Raw genomic sequence first — 20,778 nt, forward strand, 5'->3', positions numbered from 1 at the left:
ATTAGATCTTAAAATTCATTTAAAAAAAGCGAGTACTTGCTATTCAAAAATAATAACACGCATTTTTTGCAAGCACAATTTATTTTTTAAATAGTATGTCATCTTTCTAAAAAAAGCATCCCTAAAATCAGGAATGCTTTTTTCTATTTAGTTTATTCTCTTTCATCAATTTTTATTCTTAGAGAACCTTCGCATAAAGAATTTCACTATTTCTACTAAAGGAACAATAGAAATGGAAGCTCCTAATACTAACAGCCATTGATTAATATTTAATGATGACACACTAAACGCATCGTTTAAACCAGGTATTAATATAACGGCACTTAATAATGCTGCCGATAGTAAAATAGCTAAGTTGAAGGTTTTATTTTTGAAAAAACCGACAGTAAATAGCGATTTTTTAATCGATTTGACATTAAATGCATGGAATAATTGTAGTAAACCTAGTGTAGCAAACGCCATTGTTAAGGCATCTTCATGAACTAGATGTAAATCATTTGGATGTGCTGGATAGTGAGTTGCCCACCAATACACAAATAATGTAATTCCTCCTTCAAAAATCCCTTGATAGATCAAACTGGGAAGAACGCCATTTGAAAAGAAGGTCGCTTTTCTTCCTCTTGGTGGCTTTTTCATTGCGTCCGCTTCAGCTGGTTCCAATCCTAAAGCAATTGCTGGGAAGGTATCGGTCACAAGATTGATCCATAAAATATGGACCGGTGCTAAAATATTCCACCCTAGTAAAGTAGCAATAAATAAGGTAAGCACTTCACCTAGGTTAGCTGATAATAGAAATTGAATAGCTTTTTGAATATTTGAAAAAACTTTCCGTCCTTCTTCGACTGAAACGACGATCGTTGAAAAGTTGTCATCTGCTAAAACCATATCACTGGCACCTTTGGAAACTTCTGTACCTGTAATTCCCATTCCAATTCCGATATCAGCTGTTTTAAGCGCTGGTGCATCGTTGACTCCATCACCCGTCATAGCTACGATTTTCCCAGCCTTTTGCCAAGCTTTAACAATTCGAACTTTATGTTCAGGAGATACCCTAGCATATACAGAATAATCTTTCACTTTAGTTGCAAAATCATGATCACTGATTTTATCTAATTTTGCCCCTGTTAAAACTCCACCTTGTTGTTTTTCTTCTAAAATACCTAAACGTCGTGCAATAGCTTCCGCTGTGTCTCGATGGTCTCCTGTGATCATTACAGGACGAATACCAGCTTCTCTTGCCACTCTAACAGCATCTTTCGCCTCTTCACGTTCTGGATCGATCATTCCAGTTAGACCTGCAAAAACCAGGTCTTGTTCAACACCTTCCGTGGTTACATCGGTTGGCAGTTGATCAACGATTTTATAAGCCATTGCTAATACTCTTAAAGCTTGTGTTGCCAAATCATGGTTCATATCTAAAATGGTTTCTTTCATTTTTTCATCTAAAGGTTGAATCTCGCCTTTGTTATCTATTTGTGTACATCTTTTTAACAGCTCATCTGGTGCTCCTTTTGTCCCAACGAAAAATTTCCCATCCGGCAGCTGATGAATCGTAGACATCAATTTACGATCCGACTCAAAAGGTACTTCCGCAACACGCGGCTCTTTGGCTAATTCTTCTTTCACATTCATTCCTTTATCTAAAGCAAATTTTACCATTGCTGTTTCTGTTGGATCGCCGATCAGTGTTCCATCATTTGCAATTTGAGTATCATTACTATAGGTCATTACTCGAACAACGGGAGCCTGCAAATCAATATCGTCTTCATTACTTTGTATTGCTCCATTTAGATAGACCTTTTCAATCGTCATTTTATTCATCGTCAATGTTCCTGTTTTATCAGAACAAATGATATCAGTACTACCCAACGTTTCAACAGCTGGCAAATTTCGGATCAATGCTTTTCGTTTTGCCATCTTTTGTGTACCTAACGCTAAAATAATCGTTACGATCGCAGGCAGTCCTTCAGGTATAGCCGCAACTGCTAAAGAAATTGACGTCAACAGCATGTCTAACCATTCACGACCATTGAACATCCCTACGCCAAACATCACGACAGCGACGATCAAAATCGCAATCGTTAAATACTTTCCTAAACGATTTAAGTTTTCTTGTAAAGGCGTCATTGTTTCTTCAGAAGTAGCTAACATATCTGCAATTTTACCTACTTCTGTATTCATACCCGTTCCAACAACAATTCCTTCTCCACGTCCATAAGTAACATTGCTGTTCATAAAAGCCATATTGAGCCGATCGCCAATCCCTACTTTTTCATCTTCGATCATTGTAATGTCTTTTGATACGGCTTCAGACTCTCCCGTTAAAGCCGATTCTTCTATTTTAAGAGAAGCCACTTCAAACAAGCGCAAATCTGCAGCTACCACATCTCCAGCTTCTAATAGCAGAACGTCTCCTGGAACTAACTGATCACTTTTTAAAGAAACAACATTTCCATCGCGTTTAACTCTGGCTTCCGGAGAAGACATTTTTTTCAAAGCATCAATTGCTTCTTCTGCTTTGGCTTCTTGGTAAACTCCCAATATAGCATTTAAAACCACCACGACTAAAATAATAATAGCATCTGTAACATCTCCGAAAATAGCTGAAATAAGAGCAGCTGCCAATAAGACTAAAATCATAAAATCTTTAAATTGTTCTAAAAATTTAACAAATATACTTTTGGATTTTCCTTGATCTAGTTCATTTGGTCCAAATTCCGCGATTCGTTTTTCTGCTTCACTCGATGTCAGTCCTTTTTTATTGGCTTCCATCTTTTTTAAAACCGTTTCTTCATCTTGAGCAAAAAAAGCTTCTTTCAGTTGCTGCTTTCTCTCCATCATTCATCCACCCTCTCTAACTTGTTTCAACTATTAAGTATGAAAACCATTTCTTTTAGTACCTGTTCTTTAAAAAAAATAAAACGCTTTAATCCTATTCTCATTTCTTAATTTGATTATATCTTTAGGTGATTCTTAAAGCAAAATATATGGTGCCTTTGAGTATTTTTCCTTTAGTAAATATTTTCTTAATAAAATTATGATAATCTTCATATATGCCATTAGTCGCTTATGTTATACTTATCAAAAGGAAGTAGAAAGGTGGAAACCCATATGTTTTTCTTTGATCAAACATACTTTTTAATCATTATTGGTGTTATACTTTCCGGGATTGCTAGTTCATTCGTTAAAAGTACCTATCAAAAATACAGTAATGTACCTAATTCAAATGGCTACACGGCTACTGAAGTTTCACGTCTTATCCTAGACAGTGCGGGGCTGCAACATGTTAAGATCGAGGCTGTTAGAGGAGATCTAACCGATCATTACGATTCAAGTACAGACATTCTGCGTCTTTCAGACGCAACACGTAACTCGAGATCTGTAGCCGCTATTGGAGTTGCTGCTCATGAAGTAGGACATGCTATTCAAGATCAAAAACAGTATATTCCATTAAAATTAAGAAGTGCTTTAGTTCCAGCAACCAATTTCGGGCAAAAAATTTCTTTTCCTATGATTTTATTAGGTGTTATTTTCGGTTACAACCAAACCTTGATCAATTTAGGAATTATTTTCTTTTCAGTAGCCTTACTTTTCCAATTAGTTACTTTGCCTGTTGAATTTAATGCTTCCAATCGAGCGATTGCGATTTTAAGAGATCAACATATCTTAACTTCTACTGAAGTCCCACAAGCTAGAAAAGTCTTAAATGCAGCAGCTCTTACGTATGTTGCTGCAGCAATTGCTTCGTTTTTGCAAGTTTTAAGATTGGTTTTACTATTTGGCGGCAGAAGAAACAATTAAATAAACATTCAAAAAAAGAGAACCCAAATGGATTCTCTTTTTTTGTTTAACTTCTTAAGCTTTCTCTTCAACAGGTTTACCAAAGAAATACGTTACTAAAACGATAATGATCATTGCAGCGGGTAGAACAATCCATATCGGCATTCCTAAACCAACAGGAAGGAATCCAAATAGAACAGTAATGATTCCTACTACAATGGCATAAGGCATTTGTGTTTTAACATGCTCCATATGATTCACACCAGCACCCATGGAAGATAGAATAGTCGTATCTGAAATTGGTGAACAATGATCTCCAAAAATTGCCCCTGTTAAGACAGCACCTGCAGACATAATAATAAATTCTGGATCTGGCGACAATGCTGCTGCTAGCGGTATAGATAATGGCATTAAAATCCCCATTGTTCCATAAGAAGTTCCAGTGGCAAAAGAAATGATAGAGCCTAAAATAAAAATAACAGAAGGCAATAAGAATGCCGGCATTGAATCGGACAATAACGAAACCAAAAATTGAGCTGTTCCTAAATCAGTTATAACTTCACTTAATGACCATGCTAATAATAAAATAGCTCCAGTGATAATAAGTGATTTCATCCCGTTTATCCAAGTTTCAACTGCTTGGCCCCATGTGAAAGTCTTTTGCGACACTCCCATAGCCATAGCAACAAGACTTGCTAACAATGCCGCTTGGAACAATACAATACTCGCATCAGATGCTCCAAAAGCTTCTTGAATTGCAGTAAATGAATAAGGACTTTCTTTTAACAAGTTGATTAATGTAGTATTCTCTCCATCTAAAATGGCATTATATCCATTAGTATAAAAACCGACAACAGCAACAATGATTAAGGTGCCAATCGGAATAATGGCATTCCAAATACTTAAATGGACCCCTTCTGCAGGCTCCATTTCATCAATTTCATTTGAAGCGCTAGGATTGATATCTTCTACATTTGCTTGATCGTATTTTCTCGCTCTTCTTTCTGCTTTTAACATAGGACCAAATTCTCTTAAAAATACGGCTGTACATAATACAAATAACAACATTAAAATATTATAGAATCGGTAAGGGATGGTTTCAACAAAAATACTATAAGCATTAACCTCTTGTCCAATCGCTTCGTATCCATCTTTGATTAATCCTACTTCGTAACCGACCCAAGTAGAGATCAACGCAATCCCAGCAATTGGAGCAGCTGTAGCATCTACGATAAAGGACAGCTTCTCACGCGAAACTTTCTTTTCATCTGTTACTGGTCGCATAACTGGACCAACTATTAATGAGTTTGCATAATCATCAAAGAAAAGCAGTACACCTAAAATCCACGTAATGACTTGAGCACTAATAGGACCTTTTGCTTTTTTAGATAATGCATTTGCGACAGCTTTTGCTCCTCCCATTTTTGTCATTAATGCAATCAAGCCGCCAATCGTTAGAACTTGTAAAATAATTCCTGCATTCCATGGATCAGCTAATGAGTTTAACGTGTAATCAACTATACTCAAAAATGATTGAATAAATGCATAAAAAATGGAGCCCTCCGCTAAATGTAAGACAAAACCTCCTGCAAAAATACCAAAGAACAATGAAATAATAACGTCTTTTGAAATAAACGCTAAAATAATAGATACAACCGGTGGTACTAAAGAAAACCAGCCGAAGTTTACGGTAGATCCAGCAGCATCCCTGAACTCTCCATTAATTGAAAATAAAATAAACGCAATAATAAATAAACCAATAATCACTTTCTTCTTCATTCTAAACTCCCTTTCTATTTGAGCGCACAAAAAAACACCTTGAGTTCTATACAACTCAAGGTGTTAGCTTAGTTACATATACAGTAATGTCCCTTTAACCCTTTTGTTGATAGCCCTCCGAAAATTTCAAAATGAAATTTACGACAGTGTTAAGCATATTTTACTTAACCCCAGCATAAAGTACTTGGCAATACTTTACACTTCGGCAATTTTTCCTTTCCAGTTATCAGCTTGTGCCTTCATAACAACTGTACTCTTAAAAACTGCACCTCTATCTTTCTATTAAATTACGTGTTTAAATATACTATACTGATATTGATTATGCAACAAAAAATAATTTCCCATTCACCTCTAAACCACCAAAACTATCATTTCATCTGGACAAACAGCATAAAAAAAGCTCTACCTCCTATCTGAAAATAGGGTGTAGAGTTTCTTTAATTTATTCAGCTAATCCGATTTCTTCTTTCACTACAGAAGCAATACGATCAACATATAGATTTACTTTTTCTTGTGTTGGAGCTTCTGCCATGACACGCAACAATGGTTCTGTTCCGCTTGGACGAACTAAGATACGTCCATCTCCATTCATTTCACTTTCAACTTCATCGATTATCGATTTAATAGCTGGAACATTCATTGCTCCATTTTTATCGCTAACACGAATATTAACTAGTTTTTGCGGATAAGTTTGAACTTCAGCAGCTAGTTCTGAAAGTTTTTTACCTGTTTCTTTCATTACATTCAGCAATTGGATTCCTGATAACATTCCATCACCAGTTGTATTGTAATCTAAAAACACCATATGTCCTGACTGTTCTCCACCAAAATTATAGCCATTTTTACGCATTTCTTCTACAACATAACGGTCTCCAACTTGAGTTTGAAGAGCGATCATATTATTTGCTTCAATTGCTTTATGGAAACCTAGATTACTCATAACCGTAGAAACAATCGTATCTTTTTTCAAACGGCCTTTTTCTTGCAAGTATTTCCCACAAATAAACATAATTTTATCTCCATCAATGATATTTCCTAACTCATCAACAGCGATAACTCTATCTCCATCTCCATCAAATGCTAAACCGACATCTGCTCCTTTTTCAATTACAAATTCAGCTAATTTTTCAGGATGTGTTGAACCAACACCATCGTTGATATTTAAGCCATTAGGCGCAGAAGCCATAACATCAAATTCTGTTTCTAGATCTGCGAATAACCGATTAAGAAGCGGACTTGTTGCTCCATTGGCGCCATCTAAACACACTTGTATTCCATCTAAATCATTTGGAATGGTTTGTTGTAAAAATTGAGTGTATTTTAATGCTCCTTCAGGGTATTCATCTACCGTACCTAATCCATTTGCACTCGGGCGAGGTAAGTTATCTTGATCTTCATCTAATAACGCTTCAATTTCTAATTCAGTATCGTCAAATAATTTAAACCCATCTGATCCAAAGAATTTAATCCCATTATCCGGCGCTGGGTTGTGTGAAGCTGAAATCATGACACCAGCTGCAGCCCCTTGAATACGTGTTAAGTAAGCTACTCCCGGAGTTGAAATAACACCTAATTTCATTACTTCAATTCCAACTGATAAAAGACCAGCAATCAAAGCTGATTCTAACATTTCACCAGAGATACGTGTATCTCTTCCAACTAAAACACGTGGATGTTCTTCTCCTTCAGCGTGTTGTGTTAAAACATACCCGCCATATCGTCCCAATTTAAAAGCTAATTCTGGAGTTAACTCAGAGTTAGCAACTCCTCTTACTCCATCTGTTCCAAAATATTTTCCCATTCTAATATTCCCCTTTTCAAAGTTTAAACCTTATCTATCTAGGTTTACTTTTTCTTATTCATTTTCTTCTTCATTGGATTCACTAGATGAGTCAACAGAGCCTTCACTCGATGATGTTGAGGAAGATTCACTTACTGAGTCTTCGATTTCTTCTTGTGTTGATCCATTAGATGAATTAGACTCGCTTGAATTTGAACTAGAACTTGAACTACTCTGATTCGATTCTGTTGTGTTTTGATTATTCTCTTGTGACTTTTTTTCAGTAACTGTCACCGTAACCTCAATTTTTTCTGGTTCTATAGCTGTTACACCTTCAAGTACAGGTAATTCAATTGTTTGTTTAGTTGTTTTAGTGATATCCGTTACATCGATATCAACTGGATAACTGCTTAAGCTATCTAATAGACCAGCTTCAGCTTGTATAGCAACTGTCGTAGCGGATTGATTGCTGATGCCTAATTCATAATTCAAATTCTCATCGCCAGTACCCGCTTGATTCAATACAATAGGTACTTCTTTAAGTACTGGTGTAACTGGTATGGTTACCGTTACTTCCTTAGGGTTAAGCTCAACATCTAATTTATTTCCCTCAGCATCCATAACTACAATCGGCAAAGTTTGAACGATATCCTCTGTAATATCTTCTTCTTTGTTGACCACAACCTTAACTATATCAACCTGGTCAATAGTAGAAGCAGTCCCTGTTAATTCAACAGTTTCGTAATTTAAAGAAGGCGAACCTGCTTTAAATTTTTCATTTATGAGTGAGTTATCAAATTCAACATCCACACTAAACGTTTCAACTTTTTTTTCTTCGATTGTTATCGTTACTTCTTCTGGCATAATCTTGTAGTCTAATTGAGGTGACAGTCCTTCCGCAACTAATTCAATAGTATGAGTCCCTACACCTAAATTATCTAAATCAGCTGCTACAACATCAAAATTTTTAGTTGTTTTCGTATTTAATACAATACTTGAAGGCCCCGATATTTCTACTGAAACAGTTTCTGGAAAACCTGTTACATAGTAATTACCTTGGTCAATTTCAACAACTATTGGCACTTCAAATATCGTGTCGGTTGTAGAAGCACTCAATCCATCGATTCCGCTAGTCTGTACCCTATTATTACTGCTGTTTACATACGTAAAAAGAAGAATAGCAAATGCGAGTGCAATGATCTTCATAAACCATGGATTATTGTAAATTTTCTCCATTATTTAGAAGCCCCCTTTTTAAAACTATCCACCATTTCTTGAAAAGAATTTTTCTTTTCTTCTTCTTCAACAATAATCAAGTTTTTACTTAAGAATTTTTCAAAATCTTCTTTAGATAATTCTCTTAACAATTCACCTTTATACGAAACACTTACTCCACCAGTTTCTTCAGAAACAATAATCGTTATAGCATCCGTTACTTCACTTAAACCAATTGCAGCACGATGCCTTGTCCCAAGTTCTTTAGAGATAAGCGTACTTTCTGACAGTGGCAAATAACTAGCCGCAGACGCAATTTTATAATCTCTAATAATAACTGCTCCATCATGTAATGGTGTATTGGGTATAAAAATATTAATCAATAACTCACTAGAGATATCTGCATCTAATGGGATACCCGTTCCAATAAACTCATCTAGTTCTGTATCCATTTGGATAGAAATCAAAGCACCAATTCTTCTTTTTGCCATATATTGAACAGCCTTTACCAAATGCTGAACTAAGTTTTCTCCAGGATTAACTTTTCTTTTTGTTCGATTAAAAAATGATCCGCGTCCAAGATGTTCTAGTCCTCTCCGCATTTCAGGTTGGAAAATAATAATCATTGCTAAGACACTCCATTGAATAACTAAATCTACGATCCAATCAACTGTCTGCAATTCCAAGAAGAAACTAACTATCTTTATGATTATGATAACGGCAATTCCTTTTAATAATTGTACAGCTCTTGTACCACGCAAAATTTTAATAAGTTGATAGATAAAAAATGTCACCACTAATATATCTACTACATTTAGAAAATTGCGCCACGTTACTACTTGTGACCAATCTATAGACATATGCGCACCTCCGATAATGTTTCTGATTGTCACCCATTGTGTATTATACCATATTATTTCTTACGAATAACACTAATCTATCTATTTAATACCCGTTAATTATTCTAAAAATTAATCGAATTATTATTTTTAAATACAAAAAAAGCTTGTAACGTTTATCCGTTACAAGCTGCTGTTATGAGTCATGCAGGATTCGAACCTGCGACCCTCTGATTAAAAGTCAGATGCTCTACCAACTGAGCTAATGACTCATTTAAAATGAATTTGCATGGCAACGTCCTACTCTCACAAAGGGAAACCCTTCACTACCATCGGCGCTTAGAAGCTTAACTACTGTGTTCGGCATGGGAACAGGTGTGACCTTCTTGCCATCATCACCACACAATTTTCATTTTGTATCTTTCTTGCATATTAATGCAACTGGGCTAGCTGGATTCGAACCAACGCGTGAGGGAGTCAAAGTCCCTTGCCTTACCGCTTGGCTATAGCCCATAAATGGTGGAGGGGGGCAGATTCGAACTGCCGAACCCGAAGGAGCGGATTTACAGTCCGCCGCGTTTAGCCACTTCGCTACCCCTCCATAATTAAATTATCTTTAATATCAAATGACCAACTAAACGTATGCCGGCTAAAGGAGTTGAACCCTCGACCCTCTGATTACGATTCAGATGCTCTACCAACTGAGCTAAGCCGGCAAATATTTAATAATAAAGAATATGACCCGTACGGGAATCGAACCCGTGATACCGCCGTGAAAGGGCGGTGTCTTAACCGCTTGACCAACGGGCCAAAATTGCTAGAACTATTCAAGCACAAGATATATTATATAAATAATTCACGTAAATGTAAAGACTATTCTTTCATTTTTTTGTATTTTTAATCATTTTATAATCTTAAAACTATTATTTAGATGTGAAATAAAAAAGGGACTATGAACAATTACTAATCCATAGCCACCTTACCAAAAAAAATCAGTTAATTCAATACCTGTTCACTATTCAGCTTCTATACTTTTATACTTTTCCGGTTTCCGATCAAATAAAGCTTTTGCATATGGACAAAGAGGAACAATTTTCTTACCTTCTTTTTCCATTTCTTCTACTACTTTATCAACAAGTTGTGCTGCAATTCCTTGACCTCTTAATGAAGGATCTACAAATGTGTGATCTAAAATCACCTTATCTTCACCAGAAGGGACATAAGTTACTTCTGCAATTAACTTTCCTGATTCATCATTTTTAAAGAAACTATTTCCATTTTTTTCAAATTCCATGTTAACACTTCCTTTTTAATTTACTTCTTTAAGTTTAACACTTCTTGAATTAGATACCAAGAAAAGCCTTACAAAAACCATAGTACATTATTACTTACTTAAAGCGAAGCACAATTTTCCCCATTTGTTCAGCATTATTTAATCGATTAAACGCCATTTCATAATTTTCAATATCATACACACTATCAATAATAGGTTTTATGGAATGAGTTTCGATAAAACGCAGCATTTCCTCATACTCATCTTTACTTCCCATAGTTGTTCCTTTTAATGTATATTGTCCATAAAAGAATTCTCTTAGATTAAATTCAACTTTATCACCTGTGGAAGACCCAAATAAAACCATTATTCCTCCTTTTTTTAATTGTTTTAATGATTGATTAAAAGTTGCGGCTCCTACTGACTCTATTACAATATCTACTTTTTCTCCATCTAATTCTGTTTCCCAATCCTTATGACTGTCTATAATTTTATCTGCTCCTAAATTTAGAGCTTCTTCTAATTTTTCTTTTGAACGCGAGGTCACATAAACTTTCGCACCAACTGCCTTAGCAAATTGAAGCATATAAGTAGCCACGCCGCCACCAATTCCTGGGATAAGAATAGTTTGCAGACTGGAGACTTCTCCTTTTGTAAAAAGGGCTCTGTACGCAGTCAATGCACTCAAAGAAAGAACTCCAGCTTCCTCCCACGTTAAATATTTTGGTTTTAAGGCTATAAATTGTTCATTACTAACAAATTCTTCTGAGAATGTACCTTGTAATGGATTTCCTAATATTTGAAATTTTTCTGGAGGGGCTTCACTTTTAGTTGTCCACCCAATACTAGGATTTATTATTACTTCATCTCCTACTTTAAATAAAGATACCTCTGAGCCTATTTCACTGATAATTCCTGCTCCATCCGATCCAGTTATTAAAGGCTCGCTTATATTTTTGTGGCTTTCAATGGTTGCTAAATCTCGGTGATTTAAACCTATAGTTTTAATTTTAATACGTACATCATTCTTGCCCAAATTGTTAGTTTTAATATCTTTAAGGCTAAGTCCTTGTATTCCTTCAATCTTTTCATGTACTAAAGCTTTCAAATTCATCTTCCTCTCTTCGTCTTACTTTTCTACCTTTAAGTATATCAGTACTTCAAGTCAGACACAAAGAGAGAGCTCTAATAAAATTTATTCAAACGAAAAAGAGACCCCTAAGATCAAGGTCTCTTCTATCGTATTATTCGTAAGCCACTTGCCGGATTCGAACCGGCGACCTCTTCCTTACCATGGAAGCGCTCTACCGACTGAGCTAAAGCGGCACTACTAAATCAATACTATTTATTTGCAAAAAAAAAGAACTCCGCAAGTAGGACTCGAACCTACGACATCATGATTAACAGTCATGCGCTACTACCAACTGAGCTATTGCGGAATAATTAATTGAATCTGCGTGGCAGCGTCCTACTCTCACAAAGGGAAACCCTTCACTACCATCGGCGCTAAGAAGCTTAACTGCTGTGTTCGGCATGGGAACAGGTGTGACCTTCTTGCCATCGCCACCACACAAATTTCAATCTAGAGAACGTTGTTCTCTCAAAACTGGATAAGTTAAAAGTTTGTTCTTCGTTTAGAAACCGTCGTACACCGTTTATTCTTTGGTTAAGTCCTCGACCGATTAGTATTGGTCCGCTCCATCTATCGCTAGACTTCCACTTCCAACCTATCAACCTGATCATCTCTCAGGGGTCTTACTCACTTACGTGATGGGAAATCTCATCTTGAGGGGGGCTTCACGCTTAGATGCTTTCAGCGTTTATCCCGTCCACACATAGCTACCCAGCAATGCCCTTGGCAGAACAACTGGTACACCAGAGGTGTGTCCATCCCGGTCCTCTCGTACTAAGGACAGCTCCTCTCAAATTTCCTACGCCCGCGACGGATAGGGACCGAACTGTCTCACGACGTTCTGAACCCAGCTCGCGTACCGCTTTAATGGGCGAACAGCCCAACCCTTGGGACCGACTACAGCCCCAGGATGCGATGAGCCGACATCGAGGTGCCAAACCTCCCCGTCGATGTGGACTCTTGGGGGAGATAAGCCTGTTATCCCCAGGGTAGCTTTTATCCGTTGAGCGATGGCCCTTCCATGCGGAACCACCGGATCACTAAGCCCGACTTTCGTCCCTGCTCGACTTGTAGGTCTCGCAGTCAAGCTCCCTTATGCCTTTACACTCTGCGAATGATTTCCAACCATTCTGAGGGAACCTTTGGGCGCCTCCGTTACACTTTAGGAGGCGACCGCCCCAGTCAAACTGCCCGTCAGACACTGTCTCCCAGCCCGATAAGGGCTGTGGGTTAGAGTGGTCATACAGCAAGGGTAGTATCCCACCAACGCCTCCACCAAGACTGGCGTCCTGGCTTCAATGGCTCCTACCTATCCTGTACAAGCTGTACAAACACTCAATATCAAACTGCAGTAAAGCTCCATGGGGTCTTTCCGTCCTGTCGCGGGTAACCTGCATCTTCACAGGTACTATAATTTCACCGAGTCTCTCGTTGAGACAGTGCCCAGATCGTTACGCCTTTCGTGCGGGTCGGAACTTACCCGACAAGGAATTTCGCTACCTTAGGACCGTTATAGTTACGGCCGCCGTTTACTGGGGCTTCAATTCTGAGCTTCGCCCGAGAGCTAACCCATCCTCTTAACCTTCCAGCACCGGGCAGGCGTCAGCCCCTATACGTCATCTTACGATTTTGCAGAGACCTGTGTTTTTGATAAACAGTCGCCTGGGCCTATTCACTGCGGCTGACCAATTGGTCAGCACCCCTTCTCCCGAAGTTACGGGGTCATTTTGCCGAGTTCCTTAACGAGAGTTCTCTCGCACACCTTAGGATTCTCTCCTCGACTACCTGTGTCGGTTTGCGGTACGGGCAGTTTGTTTCTAACTAGAAGCTTTTCTTGACAGTGTGACATCGGGAACTTCGGTACTTAATTTCCCTCCCCATCACAACTTGTTCTTAAAGAAGCAAGCATTTGACTCACTTCAAAACTTGTTGCTTGGACGCGCATATCCAACAGCGCGTATTCCTTAGCCTACTGTGTCCCTCCATTGTTCAAACAAAACAAACTGGTACAGGAATCTCAACCTGTTGTCCATCGTCTACGCCATTCGGCCTCGACTTAGGTCCCGACTAACCCTGGGAGGACGAGCCTTCCCCAGGAAACCTTAGTCATTCGGTGGACGGGATTCTCACCCGTCTTTCGCTACTCATACCGGCATTCTCACTTCTAAGCGCTCCACTAGTCCTCACGATCTAGCTTCAACGCCCTTAGAACGCTCTCCTACCATAGAACCAATGGTTCTATCCACAGCTTCGGTGTTATGTTTAGCCCCGGTAAATTTTCGGCGCAGGGTCACTCGACTAGTGAGCTATTACGCACTCTTTAAATGATGGCTGCTTCTGAGCCAACATCCTAGTTGTCTAAGCAACTCCACATCCTTTTCCACTTAACATAAACTTTGGGACCTTAGCTGGTGGTCTGGGCTGTTTCCCTTTCGACTACGGATCTTATCACTCGCAGTCTGACTCCCGGATATAAATCAATGGCATTCGGAGTTTATCTGAATTCGGTAACCCGAGAAGGGCCCCTAGTCCAAACAGTTGCTCTACCTCCATGATTCTAATTCCGAGGCTAGCCCTAAAGCTATTTCGGAGAGAACCAGCTATCTCCAAGTTCGATTGGAATTTCTCCGCTACCCACACCTCATCCCCGCATTTTTCAACATACGTGGGTTCGGTCCTCCAGTGCGTATTACCGCACCTTCAACCTGGACATGGGTAGATCACTTGGTTTCGGGTCTACGACCACATACTCATTCGCCCTATTCAGACTCGCTTTCGCTACGGCTCCGTCTCATCAACTTAACCTCGCATGGGATCGTAACTCGCCGGTTCATTCTACAAAAGGCACGCTATCACCCATTAACGGGCTTTAACTATTTGTAGGCACACGGTTTCAGGGGCTATTTCACTCCTCTTCCGAGGTTCTTTTCACCTTTCCCTCACGGTACTGGTTCACTATCGGTCACTAGGGAGTATTTAGCCTTGGGAGATGGTCCTCCCGGATTCCGACGGAATTTCTCGTGTTCCGCCGTACTCAGGATACTGATCAGAGTGGATGTGGTTTCGGATACAGGGCTTTTACCTTCTTCGGCAGACCTTTCCAGGTCGCTTCTCCTACCAAATCCATTTATGACTCTATGTGTTCAGTCCTACAACCCCAGAAAGCAAGCTTTCTGGTTTGGGCTATTCCCGTTTCGCTCGCCGCTACTCAGGGAATCGATTTTTCTTTCTCTTCCTGCAGGTACTTAGATGTTTCAGTTCTCTGCGTCTACCTCTACTAACCTATGTATTCAGTTAGCAGTAACATCCTATCAAAGATGCTGGGTTCCCCCATTCGGAAATCTTTGGATCAAAGCTTACTTACAGCTCCCCAAAGCATATCGGCGTTAGTCCCGTCCTTCATCGGCTCCTAGTGCCAAGGCATTCACCGTGCGCCCTTATTAACTTAACCTATGGTTAATCGTTAATGTTCAATACTCATCTTACGATGAGAACCTTAAAAAACTCATTTTTAAAACTTTTCGGTGTGTTTCTGGTTTCTTACTTGAATTACAATTTTTAACTTTATCCAGTTTTCAAAGAACAACTTTTTTTGCAACATTAGTTGCAATGGAGCCTAGCGGGATCGAACCGCTGACCTCCTGCGTGCAAGGCAGGCGCTCTCCCAGCTGAGCTAAGGCCCCAAGAGCATATTTAAATTAATTATGAAAGATTTTTGACCTCTCAAAACTAAACAAAGTAAGTACGAATGTGTGGGTTTCCGTTATATTCCTTAGAAAGGAGGTGATCCAGCCGCACCTTCCGATACGGCTACCTTGTTACGACTTCACCCCAATTATCTGTCCCACCTTAGGCGGCTGGCTCCCAAAAGGGTTACCTCACCGACTTCGGGTGTTACAAACTCTCGTGGTGTGACGGGCGGTGTGTACAAGACCCGGGAACGTATTCACCGCGGCGTGCTGATCCGCGATTACTAGCGATTCCGGCTTCATGCAGGCGAGTTGCAGCCTGCAATCCGAACTGAGAATGGCTTTAAGAGATTAGCTTGGCCTCGCGACCTTGCGACTCGTTGTACCATCCATTGTAGCACGTGTGTAGCCCAGGTCATAAGGGGCATGATGATTTGACGTCATCCCCACCTTCCTCCGGTTTATCACCGGCAGTCTCACTAGAGTGCCCAACTGAATGCTGGCAACTAATAATAGGGGTTGCGCTCGTTGCGGGACTTAACCCAACATCTCACGACACGAGCTGACGACAACCATGCACCACCTGTCACTTTGTCCCCGAAGGGAAAGCTCTATCTCTAGAGTGGTCAAAGGATGTCAAGACCTGGTAAGGTTCTTCGCGTTGCTTCGAATTAAACCACATGCTCCACCGCTTGTGCGGGTCCCCGTCAATTCCTTTGAGTTTCAACCTTGCGGTCGTACTCCCCAGGCGGAGTGCTTAATGCGTTAGCTGCAGCACTGAAGGGCGGAAACCCTCCAACACTTAGCACTCATCGTTTACGGCGTGGACTACCAGGGTATCTAATCCTGTTTGCTCCCCACGCTTTCGAGCCTCAGCGTCAGTTACAGACCAGAGAGTCGCCTTCGCCACTGGTGTTCCTCCACATATCTACGCATTTCACCGCTACACGTGGAATTCCACTCTCCTCTTCTGCACTCAAGTTCTCCAGTTTCCAATGACCCTCCCCGGTTGAGCCGGGGGCTTTCACATCAGACTTAAAGAACCGCCTGCGCTCGCTTTACGCCCAATAAATCCGGACAACGCTTGCCACCTACGTATTACCGCGGCTGCTGGCACGTAGTTAGCCGTGGCTTTCTGGTTAGATACCGTCAGGGGATGAGCAGTTACTCTCATCCTTGTTCTTCTCTAACAACAGAGTTTTACGATCCGAAAACCTTCTTCACTCACGCGGCATTGCTCCGTCAGACTTTCGTCCATTGCGGAAGATTCCCTACTGCTGCCTCCCGTAGGAGTCTGGGCCGTGTCTCAGTCCCAGTGTGGCCGATCACCCTCTCAGGTCGGCTACGTATCATCGCCTTGGTGAGCCATTACCTCACCAACTAGCTAATACGCCGCGGGTCCATCCATAAGCGGTAGCCGAAGCCACCTTTTTTCCATCTGTCAGGAGACAATTGGAAATATGCGGTATTAGCATCCGTTTCCGGATGTTATCCCCCTCTTATGGGCAGGTTACCCACGTGTTACTCACCCGTCCGCCACTCTTTTGTCTCGGTGGGTGCAAGCACCCGGTGAAACAAAAGCGTTCGACTTGCATGTATTAGGCATGCCGCCAGCGTTCGTCCTGAGCCAGGATCAAACTCTCATATAAAATGATGCTTGAAGCTCATTATTGATTGCTAGCGAATAATTATTCACTATATTTGTTACTGTTGACTCAGCAATGCTGAGTCACCCTCACATTTGGTTCGTCTTACTTTGTTTAGTTTTCAAAGGTCAATCTCTTCATCTGACAACTATTGAAGTATAACACCTTCACATTATGCTGTCAACGATTATTAATAATTATTTTTTTATCTGTATAATTATCCAAGTAACCGCTTCACTTTAGTTTTGGTGACTAGAATATAGTAACACGTATCATCCTAGCTGTCAACACTAATTTTCACATCTTTTTTTACGTTGCTGCTTCTTCTGTAACAACGTGTTCTACTATAACAAGAATTTCTTTTTTCGTCAATACCAAATAGTTAATTTTTATTATTCAAAATGCATTTTAATAAAAAATATACAATAATTATCTTTTATTAAAATGCAATCCAATCTTTTTCTTTACTCTTTGTCTTCAACCATAAAAGAAAAATCAGTATCCTCTTTTTTTACAACCATTAACAACCCATCACCCAAAGGCACAATACTTGATTCTAAAGAAGGGTGTTGCATAACTACTTCTAGAAAGGCATTTAACTTACGGTGAATAGTTCTTCTATTTTTAGGAATATCTTCTTTGGGGGATAAGATCGTTCCCCCTTGTAAAACATCATCTACAATCAACATTCCACCAACTTTTAACAGCCGCATACAATCTGGAAAGAAATCATAGTATTTAGATTTCGCACTGTCCATAAAGATAAAATCATACGGCCCATCCAGAGTTGCAAGTATATCCGCAGCTTGGCCTTCTAATAATGTAACTTTATCCGTCAACCCAAGTTCTTCATAATTCTTTCTCGCTTTTTGAATCATTAAATCATAACGATCAATCGTCGTGACATGACCATCCTTACCTACGTGTTGCGACATTAAACTTGAAGAAAAACCAATAGCAGCACCAATCTCCAAAATTTGTTTAGGCTTTATTTGACCCAATAACAAGTTCAAAAAAACAACTGTTTCATGAGGAATAATTGGCACCCCGTCTTTATTGGCTTGTCGCTCAATTTCTCCTAATTTTCCATCTAGAGGTTTTTGCTTTTTACGCATAAACTCTACTACTTCTTTATCCACAACTGGCCGATACATCATTTCATTTCTTACCATGTTTTCCCCACTCTTCTAATAGTATCTATCTTTTCCTTCTATCTGCTTTTTTATTATAGAATGCTACGTACTTTCAAACAAGTTAAAATTATTATTCCTTAACTACTTTACCTTACTGAAGAAAATTTTTCCTGACTTTCAAAAGCATTGGCTACCTTACCGGCTATATGTTATCATCAACTTAAATAAACCAAACCAATCCTTAAAGGAGGATACAGTCATGCTTATAAAATCTCTTTGCATACCAAAGAAAAAATTAACTACAGTAAGTGAAACGGTCACTCTTCAAGAAGCAATCGATATACTTGAAACTTCAGGTTTTCGTTGTGTCCCTATCTTAGATGAAACTGGAACGATTTTCAGAGGGAACATTTACAAAATGCATATTTATCGTCATAAAGCTAATGGCGGAGATATGAATTTACCTGTTACTCATTTATTAAAAAATGCTACAAAGTTCATTTCTATCGAAGCTTCTTTTTTCAAAGTTTTCTTCTCCATCAAAGAATTGCCTTACATTTCAGTATTGGATGAAGACAATCGTTTTTATGGAATTTTAACTCACAGCTCTTTATTGAATATGCTGCAACAATCTTGGAACGTCAACACTGGAAGTTACGTATTAACGATCGCTTCGACTGGTCAAAAAGGCGATTTAGCAAATATGGCGAAAATCATTAATCGTTTTTGTTCAATTTCAAGTTGCATTACTTTAGATGTTGAGCAAGATGACTTAGTTCGTCGCACTATGATCACTTTAGAATCTGGTGTTACAAAAGATATTGTAAAACAATTATCGAGTGCTTTGAGCAAAAAAGGGTTCCGCATTGTTGAAGTGGAAGATTTAAAGAATGCTATTTAAAGTTTTTAAATTAAAAAGTGGTTGGAACAATGTTCCAACCACTTTTTTATATTCATTTAGTTTTGAACCGAGGAAATAACAAATTGTTCAACTTACCATCTCCTAGGCTTATTATCCTTCTATTTGTTTATTGAAGTGAACTTTCTTATCAATATAAATCATAATTGGCATACCTATGCCCATTACGACAAGTTCTCCAATTGCTACTGTGAAGTAGCTAAACCAAAATGGTAATTGCAATGCTAAGTATAATTCCCAAGCAATCAACACTGAACCCAGGGTGAAACAAAGTGTATTTATACTCATCTTTATCCAAACATTTGTAATTTTCCTTGTTATACCGCTCATTATAAGCAAAGAAAGAAGCGAATGCGCAACCCCAAATACTAGATCATACACGACCATAGTTGAGAAAAAAAGATTAGAAATAAGCACTCCACCAACTATTCCGATGATGTATTTTTTATTAAAGACAGCTAAATGGTTTAACATTTCTGCTATTCTAAATTGGATTGCCCCAAATGACATAAAGGCTAGCAATGAAGTAACCACTACATACAATGATGCAATTACAGCATTTATTACCAAAGTTCTTATTTTCATTTTGTTCCTCCTAGTTTTTTTTCGTGGGATGGTCAACGAACCACGTTTTACAACTGTTACAGCATACCATTTAAACCCTATTTATTCAATTTTGTTTCAGTACTTAAATGTACTTTCAATAAAAAGACAAACAAAAAGCACTCCTAAATTTGCGAATGCTTTAATCACTTTTGTTATGTGTTCTGAGAAGTATTATATATGTCCAGACAATCCCACACTTATTTCAAGTGCTTCGTCTATTTTTTTCATCATTTTAAAATCTAATTGAGTCACTTTTTCTCGTAAACGTTGTTTGTCGATCGTCCTTATTTGTTCTAATAAGACAACAGAATTTTTTTCAAGATTATATTCTTCTGCTGATATTTCGACATGGGTAGGCATCTTAGCCTTTTGGATTTTAGCTGTTATCGCTGCAATAATAACGGTTGGACTGTAATGGTTGCCGACATTATTTTGAATAATCAAAACTGGACGCATTCCACCTTGTTCCGAACCTACAACTGGCGACAAATCAGCATAATAAATCTCTCCCCGTCTTACCATAGGCATTTTCCTCCTTATAATACCTGGTTAGAATTGGGCACCGACCTCTTTTTCACAAACTTCAAATTCATCACAAATATCAAGATTGATACGAGACATCTCTGCATATCCTTTGCGCATGGTATCATAGATTATTAAATTTTCTTCCAAGAAATAATTCATAACCGAATTAACAAATTCATTTTCATCAATATTTGCAATTGCACAATATTCTTTAACTTCTTTGTAAATCTCTGGTGCTAAATTAACTTTCATTATGTTGTCATTTTCATCCATTACCCCATACCTCCTAAAGATTGCCTTTTTCTACCCCATAAAAAAGGATCCACCTCAAGAACATGGTAACATGAAACGAACAGCATTTAAACTACAGATAACTTAAAAGCTTAAGTTTCATTTTATAGACAAATTTGATTTTATCTCTAAGTATGTTAACGCATTAATTAAGCTTTTCACTCTGAATTA

The 20,778-nt window shown here is 38.8% G+C and carries 13 protein-coding genes, 8 tRNA genes, 4 rRNA genes and 2 riboswitches; of the genes, 2 read left to right on the top strand and 23 right to left on the bottom strand.

The window, feature by feature from the left end; translation table 11 throughout:
• Nucleotides 1-165: 165 nt before the first annotated feature.
• Nucleotides 166-2,838, bottom strand: coding sequence for a cation-translocating P-type ATPase (locus NST49_RS01455; RefSeq protein ID WP_341048642.1), 2,673 nt, complete (start codon nt 2,836-2,838; stop codon nt 166-168).
• A 273-nt stretch (nt 2,839-3,111) separates the two neighbouring features.
• Here NST49_RS01455 and NST49_RS01460 point away from each other — a divergent pair, with 273 nt between their 5' ends.
• Entirely contained in the window at nt 3,112-3,801 is a 690-nt protein-coding gene (locus tag NST49_RS01460; protein ID WP_034538150.1) for a zinc metallopeptidase, read from the top strand.
• Between the two features lie 54 nt (nt 3,802-3,855).
• Here the strand turns inward: NST49_RS01460 and NST49_RS01465 are convergent, their stop codons facing one another.
• From NST49_RS01465 to NST49_RS01555, 19 genes are all read right to left on the bottom strand, one after another.
• Complete coding sequence (locus NST49_RS01465) at nt 3,856-5,559, bottom strand: Na+/H+ antiporter NhaC family protein (RefSeq protein ID WP_034538148.1); 1,704 nt, start codon at nt 5,557-5,559, stop codon at nt 3,856-3,858.
• A gap of 102 nt (nt 5,560-5,661) precedes the next feature.
• Nucleotides 5,662-5,841, bottom strand: a riboswitch (Lysine riboswitch).
• A 160-nt stretch (nt 5,842-6,001) separates the two neighbouring features.
• Nucleotides 6,002-7,360, bottom strand: a complete 1,359-nt coding sequence (gene glmM, locus NST49_RS01470; protein ID WP_023176764.1) for a phosphoglucosamine mutase — start codon at nt 7,358-7,360, stop codon at nt 6,002-6,004.
• 54 nt (nt 7,361-7,414) lie between these two features.
• Complete coding sequence (locus NST49_RS01475; RefSeq protein WP_341046683.1) at nt 7,415-8,575, bottom strand: CdaR family protein; 1,161 nt, start codon at nt 8,573-8,575, stop codon at nt 7,415-7,417.
• On the bottom strand, nt 8,575-9,414 hold the full coding sequence (cdaA, locus tag NST49_RS01480) for a diadenylate cyclase CdaA (protein ID WP_023176761.1): 840 nt from the start codon (nt 9,412-9,414) through the stop codon (nt 8,575-8,577). The genes NST49_RS01475 and cdaA overlap by 1 nt, the downstream gene beginning before the upstream one ends.
• A 178-nt stretch (nt 9,415-9,592) precedes the next feature.
• Nucleotides 9,593-9,665, bottom strand: a tRNA-Lys gene (locus NST49_RS01485).
• 15 nt (nt 9,666-9,680) lie between these two features.
• Nucleotides 9,681-9,796: ribosomal RNA gene (rrf, locus tag NST49_RS01490) — 5S ribosomal RNA — on the bottom strand.
• 38 nt (nt 9,797-9,834) lie between these two features.
• Nucleotides 9,835-9,906: transfer RNA gene (locus NST49_RS01495), tRNA-Gln, on the bottom strand.
• Nucleotides 9,907-9,910: 4 nt separating this feature from the next.
• Nucleotides 9,911-9,994 (bottom strand) — tRNA-Tyr (locus tag NST49_RS01500).
• Nucleotides 9,995-10,036: 42 nt separating this feature from the next.
• Nucleotides 10,037-10,109 (bottom strand) — tRNA-Thr (locus NST49_RS01505).
• 22 nt (nt 10,110-10,131) lie between these two features.
• Nucleotides 10,132-10,203, bottom strand: a tRNA-Glu gene (locus tag NST49_RS01510).
• Between the two features lie 205 nt (nt 10,204-10,408).
• Nucleotides 10,409-10,687 (bottom strand): GNAT family N-acetyltransferase, encoded by a 279-nt coding sequence (locus NST49_RS01515; protein WP_023176760.1) that lies wholly within the window; start codon nt 10,685-10,687, stop codon nt 10,409-10,411.
• Nucleotides 10,688-10,781: 94 nt separating this feature from the next.
• Nucleotides 10,782-11,780, bottom strand: coding sequence for a zinc-binding dehydrogenase (locus tag NST49_RS01520; RefSeq protein ID WP_341046686.1), 999 nt, complete (start codon nt 11,778-11,780; stop codon nt 10,782-10,784).
• Nucleotides 11,781-11,919: 139 nt separating this feature from the next.
• Nucleotides 11,920-11,992 (bottom strand) — tRNA-Thr (locus NST49_RS01525).
• A gap of 39 nt (nt 11,993-12,031) precedes the next feature.
• Nucleotides 12,032-12,105 (bottom strand) — tRNA-Asn (locus NST49_RS01530).
• Between the two features lie 16 nt (nt 12,106-12,121).
• Nucleotides 12,122-12,237, bottom strand: a 5S ribosomal RNA gene (gene rrf / locus NST49_RS01535).
• Nucleotides 12,238-12,328: 91 nt separating this feature from the next.
• A 23S ribosomal RNA gene (locus tag NST49_RS01540) occupies nt 12,329-15,249 on the bottom strand.
• A gap of 159 nt (nt 15,250-15,408) precedes the next feature.
• Nucleotides 15,409-15,481, bottom strand: a tRNA-Ala gene (locus NST49_RS01545).
• A gap of 93 nt (nt 15,482-15,574) precedes the next feature.
• A 16S ribosomal RNA gene (locus NST49_RS01550) occupies nt 15,575-17,136 on the bottom strand.
• The 16S, 23S and 5S rRNA genes sit together here with 3 tRNA genes alongside, the layout of an rRNA operon.
• 461 nt (nt 17,137-17,597) lie before the next feature.
• A complete protein-coding gene (locus NST49_RS01555; protein WP_023176758.1) occupies nt 17,598-18,305 on the bottom strand; it encodes an O-methyltransferase in 708 nt (235 codons plus the stop codon).
• A gap of 220 nt (nt 18,306-18,525) precedes the next feature.
• Here NST49_RS01555 and cbpA point away from each other — a divergent pair, with 220 nt between their 5' ends.
• Complete coding sequence (gene cbpA / locus NST49_RS01560) at nt 18,526-19,167, top strand: cyclic di-AMP binding protein CbpA (protein ID WP_023176757.1); 642 nt, start codon at nt 18,526-18,528, stop codon at nt 19,165-19,167.
• A gap of 111 nt (nt 19,168-19,278) precedes the next feature.
• Here cbpA and NST49_RS01565 read toward each other — a convergent pair whose 3' ends face one another.
• From NST49_RS01565 to NST49_RS01575, 3 genes are all read right to left on the bottom strand, one after another.
• Nucleotides 19,279-19,770: a QueT transporter family protein gene (locus tag NST49_RS01565; protein ID WP_251166303.1), complete on the bottom strand. Its 492-nt coding sequence runs from the start codon at nt 19,768-19,770 to the stop codon at nt 19,279-19,281.
• Nucleotides 19,771-19,774: 4 nt separating this feature from the next.
• A riboswitch (PreQ1 riboswitch) is annotated at nt 19,775-19,820 on the bottom strand.
• Nucleotides 19,821-19,962: 142 nt separating this feature from the next.
• Nucleotides 19,963-20,313, bottom strand: coding sequence for a type II toxin-antitoxin system PemK/MazF family toxin (locus tag NST49_RS01570; protein ID WP_023176755.1), 351 nt, complete (start codon nt 20,311-20,313; stop codon nt 19,963-19,965).
• Between the two features lie 27 nt (nt 20,314-20,340).
• Nucleotides 20,341-20,589, bottom strand: coding sequence for a hypothetical protein (locus tag NST49_RS01575; RefSeq protein ID WP_023176754.1), 249 nt, complete (start codon nt 20,587-20,589; stop codon nt 20,341-20,343).
• Between the last annotated feature and the right edge of the window lie 189 nt (nt 20,590-20,778).

The sequence above is a fragment of the Carnobacterium sp. FSL W8-0810 genome (assembly GCF_038007125.1).
GTDB lineage: Bacteria > Bacillota > Bacilli > Lactobacillales > Carnobacteriaceae > Carnobacterium_B > Carnobacterium_B inhibens.

Coding starts and splice junctions, on each gene's coding strand:
- NST49_RS01455 (WP_341048642.1), bottom strand. CDS start 2,838: ATGGAGAGAAAGCAGCAACTGAAAGAAGCTTTTTTTGCTCAAGATGAA.
- NST49_RS01460 (WP_034538150.1), top strand. CDS start 3,112: ATGTTTTTCTTTGATCAAACATACTTTTTAATCATTATTGGTGTTATA.
- NST49_RS01465 (WP_034538148.1), bottom strand. CDS start 5,559: ATGAAGAAGAAAGTGATTATTGGTTTATTTATTATTGCGTTTATTTTA.
- glmM (WP_023176764.1), bottom strand. CDS start 7,360: ATGGGAAAATATTTTGGAACAGATGGAGTAAGAGGAGTTGCTAACTCT.
- NST49_RS01475 (WP_341046683.1), bottom strand. CDS start 8,575: ATGGAGAAAATTTACAATAATCCATGGTTTATGAAGATCATTGCACTC.
- cdaA (WP_023176761.1), bottom strand. CDS start 9,414: ATGTCTATAGATTGGTCACAAGTAGTAACGTGGCGCAATTTTCTAAAT.
- NST49_RS01515 (WP_023176760.1), bottom strand. CDS start 10,687: ATGGAATTTGAAAAAAATGGAAATAGTTTCTTTAAAAATGATGAATCA.
- NST49_RS01520 (WP_341046686.1), bottom strand. CDS start 11,780: ATGAATTTGAAAGCTTTAGTACATGAAAAGATTGAAGGAATACAAGGA.
- NST49_RS01555 (WP_023176758.1), bottom strand. CDS start 18,305: ATGGTAAGAAATGAAATGATGTATCGGCCAGTTGTGGATAAAGAAGTA.
- cbpA (WP_023176757.1), top strand. CDS start 18,526: ATGCTTATAAAATCTCTTTGCATACCAAAGAAAAAATTAACTACAGTA.
- NST49_RS01565 (WP_251166303.1), bottom strand. CDS start 19,770: ATGAAAATAAGAACTTTGGTAATAAATGCTGTAATTGCATCATTGTAT.
- NST49_RS01570 (WP_023176755.1), bottom strand. CDS start 20,313: ATGGTAAGACGGGGAGAGATTTATTATGCTGATTTGTCGCCAGTTGTA.
- NST49_RS01575 (WP_023176754.1), bottom strand. CDS start 20,589: ATGGATGAAAATGACAACATAATGAAAGTTAATTTAGCACCAGAGATT.